Raw genomic sequence first — 13161 nt, 5'->3', positions numbered from 1 at the left:
CTGTTAAGGTAAAGATTTAAGCGGTAAAACTATACACCTGTAAAAGACCTATCATTTGTTTTTTCGCACCAGTCGCGCAGGCGGCGGCGGTGGTCGTCGAGTTCATTTTTGAAACGCGCGTTGACGGCGAGGTTGACCATTTCGCCGGGGTCGTCCTGGAGGTCGATGAGTTGTTCGCGGTGGCGGCCCATGGGAAAGGCGCTGTATTTGTAGCGGTCGGTGAGGACGGCGCGCGAAGCACCGCTACCGCCTGGACCAGATCCGAGGTCGATAATGGTTTCAACGACGAGGTCGTCGCGCCATTCGCCGGATGTGTTGCCTTCTGCGAGAGACCGCAGGCTCAATCCGTCGAGGCCATCGGGTATGCTCGCACCGCCGATGTCGCACAATGTGGGCAGCAGGTCGAGGCCGAGGGAGACGAGGTGTGTGTTGTTGACGCCGCCGGGTTGCGTGACGCCTTTGTGGCTGATGATGAATGGGATGTTGATGACTTCTTCGTAGAGGCTGGTTTTTTGATTCCAATTGTGTGCGCCGTGCCCGTCGCCGTGATCTGAGGTGAAGACGATGTACGTATCGTCTTCGAGGTCCAGGTCGCGCAAGCCGTTGAGGAGGACGCCGATTTCGGCATCGACTTTTTCGCACAGGCGGTAATAGAGGAAGCGGAGGTGTCGCCAGTCGTCTTCGGTGTATTCGATAGTGGGATAGACGCGGCGGTTGGCCTGTCGCAGCATTTGCAAAATGTCTGGTGAATAGGGTGGGATGGCGAAGTTCGCGGGCAGGTTGGGACATTCTTCTATGGTTGCGGGTTCTGGCACGGGACCTTGCGGAAGCGGCTGACTGCGGGCGACCTGGCAGATGTCGTGGGGATTGAGGAATGACGCGATGAGGAAGAAGGGGTTGTCGCGGTCGCGTTTCATAAATTCGATGGCGCAAAGGGGCACTTCGTCGTCGCGGTTGCCGCAGATGACTTCGAGGCCGCTTTCTTCGGGTGTGGTGCCCGGGACGTGCCATTTGCCCGAGAGGGCGCAGTCATAACCCGCGTTTTTGAGAAAGTTGCCGAGGGTTTTGCCTTTGTATTCGGCTTTGATCGGGGTGCCGTTGCTCGTGGCGCCGTTTTGATGGGGGTAGAGGCCCGTCATATAGCTGGCGCGCTGGGGACCGCACAGGGGATGCGTGCAATAGGCGCGGGTGAAGCGCACGCCGGTTTCGGCGAGGCTGTCCATATTTGGAGTGTGTACGTCGGGGTTGCCCGCACAGGACATGGCCCCGGCGTATTGCTGATCGGTGATGATGAAGAGAATATTGGGACGATCTGGCATGAGATATCCTTTTTTGAAAGTGAGCGGTAGCTCGATGGTTAAAAAAAATCTGGTTTCATCTATGAGTATGTGGTGCCAAAGACGCTAACAAAGATGAGAAAATCGGAAAAGTTAATGACACCATCGTCGTTCATATCCATACGGGCATCGTAATTGGCATCTGATGATGATAATCCAAAAACGCCGGTAAAGGCGAGAAAATCGGAAAAGTCAACGTCGTGGTCGCCATCGAAATCGCCGGAAATGATAGCAATAGTGATCACGGCGTTGGACACATCCAATGAGTCCTGTTGTCCACTGAGGTCGGCCATTAAAGTGGTTTTGACAATGAGCGTTGTTTCTGGTGCAAGGGTGTTGGTCACTTGCAGGTCAATTTGACCGAGATAACCATTGGCTGGCACAGCAGGGGTAGAGATGAGCAGTGCCGATAGGACAGGACGGTCCGGTGTTTGGCGCAGGGAGGCACCTGTAAAACTCGTGCCCGATATGTTGCCGATGTAGTCGAAAAATGTCTTGTCTGGCAGGTCGAGTTCTATTTCGTAACCATAAGTTTGTTTGTCTGCAGCCATTGGAACAAAGAGTTGGAATTGTATCGTATCGCCTGCTGTTTGTTCGGGTATGATCAGTCTGTTGTTCTGTACAGCGGGTGTTTCAATTTGTGTGTCGAGGTGGAGTAGCATGCCTTCAAATTCGCCAATTGTAGGCTCGTTAAACGATATGATATTTGTCGTTGTGATTTCGTCGATCAATGCCACGCTTTGAGCAAGTGTAACCATTTTAATGCCAAGGGTAAATGCCTTATCCGTTACATCCACTGCAGTGGTAAATTCAGCGCGTGCTACAAAACCGGATTCCGGCAGGGTGACAAGGGTAGCAGATGCGAAGTTTGTGCCAGTCGAGTCTGGTTCTGGAACAACAAAGGCGAACGCACTGTTTTCGGCTTTGTCAAAAGTCAAAATAGCAGGATCAAAATCGAATATGACGACTACGCCAGCGAGAGGTGTGCTCACACCTTTTGCGAAGACTTCAATAGCAATTTTTGTGCCCTGTCCAGAGATAGTACCTGAAGTAACGCCATCATCTGTCTGGTTGCCCGGTCCACCATCGGGAATGAGATCGAGCGATAGCGTAGCATTTGCATTTGGACCAGCAGAGGCTTGACTCACAAGGGCCAGCAATGCAAGGGTGGTAACAAATAGAAATGCTTTTTTGAAAAACATTTGCGACCTCCTCCTGACTACAGCCGCGGATCCACGGGCTCTGTTTCGAGCGCGAGGACGCCAAAGACGCATTCGTGGATGCGGCGCAGGGGCTCGTTTTGAACGAAGCGGCTGAGGGCTTCGAGGCCCAGGGCAAATTCGCGCAGGGCGAGGGATTGCTTGGTTTTGACATTGCGCCAGCGCAATTTTTCGAGATTTTCGAGGGTGGTGTATTCGGGACCGTAGATGATGCGGAGGTATTCGCGTCCTCTGCATTTGATGGCGGGCTGGATCAGCCGGCCTTTTTTATTTTGCGCAATAAAATCTATGGGTTTGACGACCATGCCCTCGCTGCCCTGTGCTGTTTTTTCTTTCCACCATGCAGTGGTGTTGGCACAACTTTGTGTGTCGTTGAGATCGACGACGCGGTATGACGTGGCATGGAGGAGTTCGGGATCAGCCACACACAGTTTTGAGAGGGTTTCCATGTGATAGGTGTGTGGATGGTTGTGGTGAACGCTTCCTTCTGTGGCGAGGATGTGAAAGGGCGCGAGTTTGAGGTCTGTGAGATTGTGAACGGGCCAGCAGTAGGCGCGGTACGCGTGGATGTAGTGGTCGATGCGCTGTGAACTGGCTCTGTATTTGGCGAGCCAATCGGCGACGTCGATGTTGTTGGTCGCGGTGGCGTTGAGGGCCTCGATGGTGGCGTTGAGCGAGGCACGGGCAGAGGCACCGACAGCTGCGTATTGTTCTTGCAATAGTTGTTGTGCGCGCGCAGACCAGGGCATGAGTTCGCAGTCGAGGGCTATCCATGTGGTGTTGAGGTCATTCCAGAGGTCGGCTTTGGAGACGGCATTTTGGAGACGGGAAAGGAATGCGGTTTCGAGGGTTGTATCGTCAAAGAAGGAGCGGCCTGTTCGGGTATAGCACGCGCCGGGTGCGGGTTCGGATAGGCCAAAACGCGTGCGGGCAACTTCGTCATTTTTGCACAGGATGACGATGGCGCGGGATCCCATGTGTTTTTCTTCTGCTATGACCTGAGTGATGTTGTTTTCCCGGTAGTAGGCATAAGCTTCATCGGGGTGCTCGAGGATATTGGGACGCGAACTGGGTTTTGATGGGGACATGGTCGGCGGCAGGTAGATCAGCCATTTGGGGTCGATGGCGTAGCGGCTCATGATTTCGAGTGCGGCTGTGGCGTGTTCTTCGCGGATGGTGATGCGCGGGATGAGAAAGGTATCTACAGCGCGTTTGCCGCTGACGTCGGCGATGTCGAGCATGTCGTCGTGCGTTTGCTGTGCGGAGCGCGTGGTCTGAGAGGTAAGAGGACGCGAGGGTTTGCTATATGTTTTGAGCGCGGGTAAGGAAACGCATTCTTTTTCGGGATAGCGCAGGGCTGTGAGTGCGCCGCCATAGACGCAGCCCGTGTCGATGTTGATGGTGTTGTTGAGCCATTCGGGATCGGATACGGGGGTGTGTCCATAGACGACGGTGGCTGTGCCGCGATATCGCGCCGCCCAGTTGAGGCGGATGGGCAGGCCAAATTCGTCGGTTTCACCCGTGGTTTCGCCATATAGCGCGAAGGCGCGCACGGTGCCCGAGGTGCGTCCGGCGAGTTCTTCTTTCATTCCGGCGTGTGCAACGATGAGGTTGCCGTCGTCGAGTATGTAGTGGCTGACGAGGCTGTCGAGGAATTTTGCATAGCGTTTGTGGTCTTCAATGGGATATGATTCGAGCTGTTCGAGGGTTTCGGAAAGGCCATAAGTGGGTCTGACCTTTTTGCCCTGTAGCGCGCGAACGAGGCGCGTGTCGTGATTGCCGGGGATGCAGAGGGCGGCGCCGGAATCGACCATTTGCATGACGAGGTCGAGCACCTGGGGTGTTTTGGGACCGCGATCTACGAGGTCGCCGAGAAAGATGGCTTTGCGCCCTGGCGGTGGTGCTATATGGTTGGACTGAATGTCGTAGCCGAGTTTGTCGAGTAGCGTGAGGAGTTCGTCGTAACAGCCGTGTACATCGCCGATGATGTCAAAGGGGCCGCGTTCGTCGCGGCGGTTGGGCCAAACTTTTTCGCGTGTGACACACACGCGCTGGATTTCCTCTTCTGAGCGCAGGGTGTAGATGCGGCGAAATCCCTCGCGTTTGAGGCGTCTGAACGAGCGGCGGAGTTGATGGCGTTGTTGTGCGATAACGCGATGCGCAAAGTTGCGGTCTGGGCGGTGTTTGTTGCGCTCGCGGCAGAGGTCTTCGGGCATGTCGAGGACGATGGCGATGGGGAAGACGTGATGTTGTTTGGCCAGTGCGACGAGGGGTTTGCGGGCGCTTTCCTGTACGCTGGTGGCGTCGATAACGGTGAGTTTGTAATTGGCGAGGCGTTTGGCTGCCACGTAGTGGAGGGTTTCAAATGCCTCTTTTGTGATGGTCTGATCGGTTTCGTCGTCGCTGATGAGTCCGCGGAAGTAGTCGGAGGAGAGGACTTCGGTCGGTTTGAAGTGGGTTTTGGCAAATGTGGATTTACCAGAGCCAGATACGCCGATGAGGACGACGAGGGAGATTTCGGGGAGTGTGATGTTCATGGTTTATTTTGTATTAAATACGGCCATTTGCGTTGGTGGACCTGCTTCGGGATCTACGGGACCGATGGGTTTGATTGTTGTGTGGTAGTTGAATTTTTTTTCGATGCCTTGTGTCCAGTGTTGAAATTGTTTGCGCGACCACTCGAATCGGTGGTCGGGATGGCGAAATTGTCCGGCGGGAAGAGATTCCCAGCGCGTGTTGAAGTCGGCGTTTGGGGTGGTGATGATGACGGTGTTGGGATGGGCATATTCGAATAAGACGCGTTCGAAGACAGGTAGTCGCGATGGGTCGAGATGTTCGACGACTTCTAAGAGTACTGCGGCGTCATAACCGTCGAGGCGCGTGTCGCGGTAGAATAGCGATCCGTGGATGAGTTCGATGCGGTTGCGCTGTATGGGTTGCTCGAGGCGTTTGTGAGCGCGGCTCAAGGCATGGTGTGAAACTTCCATGCCGAGGATTTTGGTGAATTGGGGGCGTTCTGACAGGACTTGTGTGAAGTGGCCTTCACCGCAGCCGAGATCGAGTACGCGTTGTGCGCCGCTGATTTCGAGTTCTTTGAGTACGGCATTGTGCCGTTGCTGGTTCAGCCTGAGGTTGTTTTCGACGACGAGTTCGTTGTCTTTGATATTGCGCTCTAAGGGTTGTTCATCCATAAGGCGATAGGCTTCTTGGGTGAGGATGCGCTGGTGTCTGAGATATCGGTCGATGATGAGGTCGCGTTTGGGATGGTCTGATAACCAGCCTTCGCCGCGGCGCATCAGGGTGTCGATTTCTGATTGGCTGACGAAGTAGTGTTTGTCGTCGTCGAGTACGGGGATGAGGACGTAGAGATGGGTGAGCAGGTCTTTTAGTGGGATGTTCGCTTCGAGTGCGACGGTGTAATACGGGCTGTACCCCCATTCTGAGAATTTTTCATCGAGGTGGTGCGGTTTGGCTGTGACTTTATATCCCAATGGCTGAAACAGGTCGTTGAGCAGTTGGTCGCCACCGCGACAAGGAAGAACGTGGATTTCCGCGCGCAAGGGGATGGGCCGGGTGACGAGGTCAGGTCGGTCAGCGCACTGGCCTTTGAGCGCGGTGCCAAATACGCGGGCGATGGCTACGCTGGTGAACGAGGAGGCGACATAGGGACGATCTGTGACGTAATCGCGAAATGCAAAGGTGTTTTGGCGACGGCGTTTGAGGCCAATGGTGTCGAGGTCGAGCAATAGGGCAGCCGTGCATTTTTTATCTGTGGCTTCGGGATAAAATACATGTGCGCGACCAAAAGACAAGTCAAACGTTTGTGCGCGACCAGGATGTTTGTGCAGCAGGTAGCCCAGGTCGGTTGCGGGGTTGTATGTGGTTGTGATGGTTAAGAGCATGTGAAGTGTGGAACGGTTTACAACTGGTCGCAATCCAGACCAGTTCACTGTGAAAGCCTGCCCCATAAAGTGTTATACGGGTGATAGCCCTCGTCATCGCGGCATGGTGTTGAGCCGCGATCTAGAGGTTTTGTTTGTTATTACTGACGTTGTGCATTAGAGTGCTGTTTCAAGATATATATAAAATTATATAAATGATAGTGTTACTTGTGCCTGTGCCTATGTCAGTCTTTTTGTGTGGACTGAAATTTGTTGATGGTGTATTTTTTGGTGGATGCGAAGAGGTTTGAAGGGATTTACATTTTTGAAGGGGCGAGCAAATGATACGCGAGATTGTAATGGCTGGCATATCCGTTGGGGCAGTGATTGCTCTGGCGTGGTGGATGGATCATCCAAAAAAAGAGGTGGGAAGTCTGTTGGCTATTGGTGTATTTGTGGTGATCGTTGTGGTTGCTTTTGTAAAAAATAAAAATCAGGTGACGCGCTATCAAAGGATGAAGCACAAGAGAGATGAGTGAGTGTATCTGGTGGACGCCTGCTTAAAACATGCAGAGCCTGCTCCTGTATGCCTTAAGCAGGGGCGTGACGAACGACGGTTGTCATTGCGGCATGATTTTAGCCGCAATCCAGTCTATTAGAAAAATGTTAGCTAATTTTTTTTGACTGACCAATTAGTATAAGGATGATTGTTATGATGAAAGGGTTTGGTAGTGTGGTTGTACTGGTCCTTGTCGCTGGATTGATGTGGCACTGTGGTGGTGAGCGGGTGATGATGGAGGTGGATGAGCAGGTTGGACAGCCGCTGAGTAAGTTGGCGGTGGAAAACAATGCGTCAGGGGCTGTGGTGGTGGCTTCTGTGCAGCAGGATGATGGGCCGGTGAGTGGTGCAATGGTAGAGTTTGCGCGTTCTATTGCGGGGCAGGTGGCAGAGTATGCGTGGTCGGGAATGACGGATGAAGATGGTCGGATGCGGTTGGAGATTGCGGGCGATGCGACGGGTTATTATCAGGCGCGTGTATCGCAGGACGGGCGCGTGATCGGTTTATGGTCGAGTATTCCGATTAATGCCGGCGATGAGGTGGTGGTCAATTTGCCCGTTGGGGGGAGGGCGCAGGTGACGAGGATGTCTCCGTCGTCGGCTTGTGCGGATCGCGTGCTCAATTTTGGTTTTTTCGCTTTTTTCGCGCCGGTTAGTTCCAGTGCAGATCCCGATCCGAATTCTGCCGGGTTTAATACGCATATGGGTTATGAGGCGGATTTGTTGACGGCTCTTGAGGCTATGGATGGTGCGGGGTTGTCGTTTTCCCGTCGAGGTATTGATATATGGCCCAATATATGGTTGCTGTCGGCTGGTCCGGAATACGATGTTGTCGGCGGTGGTATTACGATTCTGGATTCTCGAACCCGCGATGAGATGGGTAATCAGGTGGTGACTTTTACTTCGGGGCATATTGTGTTTCGGCAGTCGCTTTTGGTGCGTGCCGAAGATGGGGCGCGCTGGGCGAGTCACGACGATTTGACGAGCGATGTGCGCGTGGGGGTTCTGGCGAGTACGACGGGTGAGGCGCGTTTACTGGTGCTGACGGGTCTGGTCAATGCCGATGGTGTGCTCGCTGAGGGTGTGCGCGTTGAAACGCAGACGGATACGGTGGTCGCCGATGGGAGTGCGAATTTTTTTATCACTGCTGCTGGCGCGTCGCCGAACCTCGAGGGCAGGCAGCGCATTTTCCCGGCTGTAGATACGATGCCGCAGGTGGTTTATCTGGGGGAAGAGGAATTACTGGGTGCGCTTGCGTCTGGTAGGGTAGATGTCCTGGCGCGAGGAGAGATCGGCAACCGCGATGCGGTTCATGCTTCGGGTGGTGCGTTTGTGGTGACGGCGCTGGATTCGGCGGTTGAGTATGGTGGCTTTACGCTTGGTGTGGAAGATGCGGATTTGGCTGCCTGTATTGATGATAAGATCAATTATCTGACAGATGACCAACGCATCGGCTATGGAGAGTGGCGGCAAGATCCCTCAGTTTTCATAACCCGGGCCAGGATGTGGAAGGGGCGATGATATAATTTGGCTGTCATCGCGGTATGTTGTTGTAGGGGACGGTCCTCGTATAGAGCCACTACGGGGCAGGCCCTGTGCCGCCGTCCCGTGTATCATCCAGGCAATAGATCGCTATTTAACTCCTCAGAGCCTTCGGGTTTTGAGGAGTTTTTTATTTTTTCGTTTGACAATTGATGCGTGTTAGTGTATTATTTAGGTAGAACACTAAGACACTGCTGATTTTTCACTCGATTGGAGGGGCAAATGCGACGCTTGCTTTTTATTTTCTCGCTGTGTCTGATCCTCGCGCCATTGGCGTGGGGGGATTATCAGGACGGTAGAAAGGCTTATAACCGGGGTGACTACGCGACGGCACTCAAAGAATTGCTACCTCTTGCTGAGCAAGGCCATGCCGGAGCACAGTATTTCATTGGCTATATGTATTACAAAGGTCAGGGTGTAGATCAAGATGGAGAAGAGGCAGCGACATGGTTTCGCATGGCTGCTGAGCAAGGAGATGTTAAATCACAAGTCCGACTTGGTGTAATGTATCGCCTCGGTTTGACGGTGTTGAAAAACTATAAGGAGGCCAAGAAATGGCTTCGCATGGCCGCTGAGCAAGAAGATACAAAGGCACAGTACAACCTTGCCTTGATGTATTTTAGAGGCGAGGGTATGCAACAAGACAATACAGAGGCTGTAAAGTGGTATCGCAAGGCTGCGGATCTGGGACTGCCCAGATCACAATTCAGGCTTGGCGTGATGTATTACGAGGGTATGGGTGTTCCAAAAGACGATGATGAAGCCGTGAAGTGGGTTCGCCTGGCCGCCGAGCAAGACCATGAACAGGCTCAACGCATCTTGCCTATTTTGCTTCGCGATCACCGGGAGGGTTCTGATCCCGCCAACGCGCGAAAGAAAAAACTCCAAAATCAGAAATCGTTGATGCAGTTGAGGTCAGCCATTGAGGAGAAGTATTCCCATCGCGATCTGCGGGGCATAGATTGGGACGCCAGGTTTGCCGAGTTCGAGTCTCGGTTGGTCAATGCGAAGACTTCCCGCCAGTTCGCCATTCTTGCCGGACAACTCCTTGAGGTTGCCCGCGATGCTCATATCCGGATCAAGGTGGCAACCTTGCTCAATACAGATGGTGAAACCTTCGCCAGCTTTCGACGAAGCGGAAGCGTTCGCCCCAACGTGGACTTTGATTTAATAAAAAAAGCAGTACCTCAGTTTCAATTCCTCAATCAGGTGGTGGCTACCGGGAGGTTTCCAGATGGACCTGCGTATCTGATGATTGGAAGTTGGTCACAACAGACTGCCCGGAATATCGAGCGGAATATTGAGGCCGCCGAGAAATGGGTCGACGGACTGTCGCCCGATGATACACTGATTCTGGATATTCGATTCAACGGCGGAGGCGACGAGCGGTTGGCAAAAAAGATAGCTGGTCGATTTGTCGAGCGATCTGTGGTATATGCTGGCCATCTCAATCGCGACACTTCCAGTCCTTCTGGTTTTTCCAAGATTAAGACGCGAACGCTGAAGCCGATTCGGCCCGGGTTTCGAGGACGCACGGTCGTTTTGATGGGGCCGGTCAATATGAGCAGTTGCGAGGCGTTTTTGTTGATGATGAAGCAGGCACCGCAATGCACGCTGATGGGCGAGAAGTCCTACGGTAGTTCGGGCAATCCAAAACCCATGCGCCTGGCAAATAAGGTGACTGTGTTTCTTCCGTCGTGGGTGGCTTTGACGCCCGATGGCGAGCCGTTAGAAGGGAAGGGTATATCACCTGATGTTCACGTTGAATTTCCCGATAAGCCAGAGGATGATCCTTTGATCAACGCAGCTCTTGAATTGTTGAAAGAAGGTCAGGGGTAAAATGTGAGAAGAGAGTGTCATCGCGGCAGGATTTTAGCCGCGATCCAGAAGGTTTTGGTTGTCCTCGCGGTATTATCCCCTGCTTAAAGCATGCAGAGGCAAACTTGAGCCGCGATCCAGTCTACCGCGATTTCAAAGGAGTATGAAATGAAACCATTTTTTGCGCTGTATGTGAAGGAGATCAAAGCGAATAAAACCCTTTTTTTATTTTTGCTCCTTTTGCTTGTGGGGATAAATATCTATGGATTTATCGAAATAGAAGATATTTCGCAACAAATTGCATCCGGCGAATTTCTCAAGTTGTCCTTCTTTATTCTTCTTCCTCCTTTTACCCTTGTTCTCAGTCTGCCCTTTTTGCTGGCACATGCTTTCAATGCAGAGTGGAAATCAGAAACGCATTATCAGATGTTTGCACTGCCGGTATCACAATACACAATGATTCTGGCAAAAATCGCTGCGGTTGCGAGTAAGGGTATTGTAGGTGGTGGGATTGTTATTGGTGGTCTGTATTTTTGGGTGTTGGCCGACTTGCCAGACGTACAGATTATAGCATTTGATAACACAGAAGTTACAGGATTTTTGAATTTTGTTTTTATAACTGGTTTGGCGCTCGTGACATATATGGTTTTCATTCTCGGCGTTGTGACTGGGATGGAGGGGGTGAAATTTGCGGTTAAGCGGTATCGGGGATTGACAGCGGTTGTTTTTTTTGCAATTGCTGTGTTTTTATTTTTTCGATTTTTCAACCAAATGACGACTGTATTAGACTTTTTAGGGCAAATTTCAATTACTCCCACGCCTTCTGGGCAAATAGAGTTGGCACCTTTTGTCTATACCATTCTGATGGGTGTCATCTTTATGGTTATTGGGCTTGTTGTGTATGAAAAACGCGCGGAAATATGAGGTTCAATCTATGACTGTAAAAAAAGTCAGGAGGCATTTGTATGCCACCTTATGAGTTTGATCCGAATGCACCTATTTATCTACAAATTATCGGCGAGATCAAAAAGCGTTCGGTGCGCGGGGTTTATTCGCCGGGGTCAAAGTTGCCTTCTGTGCGGGATATGGCGAAGGAAATGGGCGTGAATCCCAATACGATGGCGCGGGCTTATGCAGAGCTTGAGCGAGAGGGGTTTGTTTTTACGCGGCGTGGGCAGGGTTCGTTTGTGACAGAGGATGGGAAAAAGATTGAGGATGAGAAGCGGGCGTTGGCACATAGCGCTGCTGCGCGGTTTGTTGTAGAGGTTGGCGAATTGGATCTTTCCAGCGAGCAAATTGCCGATTTGTTGCGCAAGATAGAGGAGGATTTGACATGATGATCGATGTTCGAGACATGTGGAAGCGATATCCGGGCGCGTGGGCACTGCGCGGTGTTTCTTTTCAGGTTGAGCGCGGGCGCGTGCAAGGTGTGTTGGGCGAGAACGGGAGTGGGAAGAGTACTTTGTTCCGCATTCTGGCTGGTTTGACCCGTCCGTCGCGGGGATCCGCCGAGGTGATGGGGCAAGAGGTGAGTGTGAAGACCCGACAGCATGTGGCTTATTTGACGGAGGTCAATCCGTTTTACGATTGGATGAAGGTGATGGAGCAGGTCGAATTTTTGGCGCGCTTTTATCCGATGTGGGATATGGATAAGGCGCGCAGTTTGCTGAGTTTTATGGGGCTGGATGGCGATAAGAAGGTGGGTGCGCTTTCGCGGGGGCAACAGGGACGGCTCAAGGTGGTGTGCGCGTTTTCCTGGCCGAGTGATCTTGTTTTGATGGATGAGCCGCTGTCCGGCATTGATCCCCCGTCGCGCAAACGCATTGTGGAAGCGTTGTTTAGCGAGTTTCGATTTGGGGAGCAGACAATTTTGATTTCGACGCATCTGGTCCACGAAGTGGGCGAGTTTATCGAGGATGTGATGTTTATGAAAGAGGGCGAGATCGCGCTTTCTGGCAATGCAGATGCGCTGAGAGAAGAACGCGGGGAGTCGCTTTCGGAGATGTTTGAGATGGTGGCGATGTAGGAGGGTGTCTCTCTACGTCCTTCCATCAATGTAGGGGCGACGCCCCCGTGCCCGCCCGGTAATGTAGGGTTTGGTACTATCCTGTTGTAGGGGACGGTCCCCCTGGTTAGAACATGCAGGGGCAGGCTTTGTCATCGCGGCATGTTTTTGAGCCGCGATCCAGAAGGTTTTTAGCCGTCCGCCCGTCTTCGGGATGCAACATCATTTTCCACCTTTACCTGGAATCGTGACATGAAACCATTTTTTGCATTATACGTGAAGGAACTTAAGGCAAATAAAATCCTTTTTCTGTTTTTGCTTCTTTTGATTGCTGGGATAAATGCTTATGGGCTTATGAAGGTGGCAAATGTTTCGCAAGAACAGCTTGTTGCACAAGAACAGATGGGGACGATCATCAAATTTCTGATAACCGTTACGTTGCCCATCAGTCTGACAAAAACTATCCTCGTTCTGAGTCTGCCCTTTTTTCTGGCATACACCTTCAGCTCCGAGTGGCGATCAGAAACGCATTATCAGATGTTTGCGCTGCCGTTGTCGCAATATACGGTGATTTTGGCAAAGATCGCTGCGGTTGCGAGTGTAGGCTTTGTGGGTGGTGGGATTGTTATTGGCAGTGTGTATTTGTCGATAGCGCATGTTGCCGACTTGTTGGGAGAGGCAGAGTCTAAGTTTATATATAGAGTTATATTTGGAGTAGAGCGTATGCTGTTTTTTGATTTTGTTCTGGTAGCGAGTTTGGAGCTTGCGACTTATATGATGTTTATTTTTGGTATTGTAA

The 13161-nt window shown here is 52.0% G+C and carries 11 protein-coding genes; 7 read left to right on the top strand and 4 right to left on the bottom strand.

Annotation, left to right across the window (positions count from 1 at the left end; all coding sequences use genetic code 11):
- Positions 1-29 precede the first annotated feature (29 nt).
- From F4Y39_10745 to F4Y39_10730, 4 genes are read right to left on the bottom strand one after another with little or no spacing between them, the layout of a single operon-like run.
- Entirely contained in the window at positions 30-1319 is a 1290-nt protein-coding gene (locus F4Y39_10745) for a sulfatase-like hydrolase/transferase (protein ID MYC14191.1), read from the bottom strand.
- A 59-nt stretch (positions 1320-1378) separates the two neighbouring features.
- Complete coding sequence (locus F4Y39_10740) at positions 1379-2539, bottom strand: hypothetical protein (protein ID MYC14190.1); 1161 nt, start codon at positions 2537-2539, stop codon at positions 1379-1381.
- 17 nt (positions 2540-2556) lie between these two features.
- Entirely contained in the window at positions 2557-5094 is a 2538-nt protein-coding gene (locus tag F4Y39_10735; GenBank protein MYC14189.1) for a polynucleotide kinase-phosphatase, read from the bottom strand.
- A 3-nt stretch (positions 5095-5097) separates the two neighbouring features.
- On the bottom strand, positions 5098-6459 hold the full coding sequence (locus tag F4Y39_10730) for a 3' terminal RNA ribose 2'-O-methyltransferase Hen1 (GenBank protein ID MYC14188.1): 1362 nt from the start codon (positions 6457-6459) through the stop codon (positions 5098-5100).
- A gap of 320 nt (positions 6460-6779) precedes the next feature.
- Between F4Y39_10730 and F4Y39_10725 the strand changes: the two genes are divergently transcribed.
- The 7 genes from F4Y39_10725 to F4Y39_10695 all read left to right on the top strand — a co-directional run.
- Positions 6780-6977, top strand: coding sequence for a hypothetical protein (locus F4Y39_10725; GenBank protein MYC14187.1), 198 nt, complete (start codon positions 6780-6782; stop codon positions 6975-6977).
- Positions 6978-7141: 164 nt separating this feature from the next.
- Positions 7142-8518: an amino acid ABC transporter substrate-binding protein gene (locus F4Y39_10720; protein ID MYC14186.1), complete on the top strand. Its 1377-nt coding sequence runs from the start codon at positions 7142-7144 to the stop codon at positions 8516-8518.
- Positions 8519-8761: 243 nt separating this feature from the next.
- Complete coding sequence (locus F4Y39_10715; GenBank protein MYC14185.1) at positions 8762-10378, top strand: hypothetical protein; 1617 nt, start codon at positions 8762-8764, stop codon at positions 10376-10378.
- Positions 10379-10525: 147 nt separating this feature from the next.
- Positions 10526-11281 carry a hypothetical protein gene (locus tag F4Y39_10710; protein MYC14184.1) on the top strand — a complete coding sequence of 252 codons (756 nt, stop codon included), beginning with the start codon at positions 10526-10528 and terminating at the stop codon, positions 11279-11281.
- A gap of 41 nt (positions 11282-11322) precedes the next feature.
- The gene (locus F4Y39_10705) at positions 11323-11694 is read left to right on the top strand and encodes a GntR family transcriptional regulator (protein ID MYC14183.1); all 372 of its coding nucleotides are present in this window, start codon (positions 11323-11325) and stop codon (positions 11692-11694) included.
- Positions 11691-12383, top strand: coding sequence for an ABC transporter ATP-binding protein (locus F4Y39_10700; GenBank protein MYC14182.1), 693 nt, complete (start codon positions 11691-11693; stop codon positions 12381-12383). The genes F4Y39_10705 and F4Y39_10700 overlap by 4 nt, the downstream gene beginning before the upstream one ends.
- Before the next feature lie 231 nt (positions 12384-12614).
- On the top strand, positions 12615-13161 hold a 547-nt coding region (locus F4Y39_10695; GenBank protein MYC14181.1), incomplete at its 3' end, for a hypothetical protein.

The organism is Gemmatimonadota bacterium (assembly GCA_009838845.1).
Taxonomy (GTDB): Bacteria; Latescibacterota; UBA2968; order UBA2968; family UBA2968; genus VXRD01.
This window is presented reverse-complemented; position numbering and strand designations above follow the sequence as displayed.

Coding starts and splice junctions, on each gene's coding strand:
- F4Y39_10720 (MYC14186.1), top strand. CDS start 7,142: ATGATTGTTATGATGAAAGGGTTTGGTAGTGTGGTTGTACTGGTCCTT.
- F4Y39_10735 (MYC14189.1), bottom strand. CDS start 5,094: ATGAACATCACACTCCCCGAAATCTCCCTCGTCGTCCTCATCGGCGTA.
- F4Y39_10705 (MYC14183.1), top strand. CDS start 11,323: ATGCCACCTTATGAGTTTGATCCGAATGCACCTATTTATCTACAAATT.
- F4Y39_10710 (MYC14184.1), top strand. CDS start 10,526: ATGAAACCATTTTTTGCGCTGTATGTGAAGGAGATCAAAGCGAATAAA.
- F4Y39_10745 (MYC14191.1), bottom strand. CDS start 1,319: ATGCCAGATCGTCCCAATATTCTCTTCATCATCACCGATCAGCAATAC.
- F4Y39_10740 (MYC14190.1), bottom strand. CDS start 2,539: ATGTTTTTCAAAAAAGCATTTCTATTTGTTACCACCCTTGCATTGCTG.
- F4Y39_10725 (MYC14187.1), top strand. CDS start 6,780: ATGATACGCGAGATTGTAATGGCTGGCATATCCGTTGGGGCAGTGATT.
- F4Y39_10715 (MYC14185.1), top strand. CDS start 8,762: ATGCGACGCTTGCTTTTTATTTTCTCGCTGTGTCTGATCCTCGCGCCA.
- F4Y39_10730 (MYC14188.1), bottom strand. CDS start 6,459: ATGCTCTTAACCATCACAACCACATACAACCCCGCAACCGACCTGGGC.
- F4Y39_10700 (MYC14182.1), top strand. CDS start 11,691: ATGATGATCGATGTTCGAGACATGTGGAAGCGATATCCGGGCGCGTGG.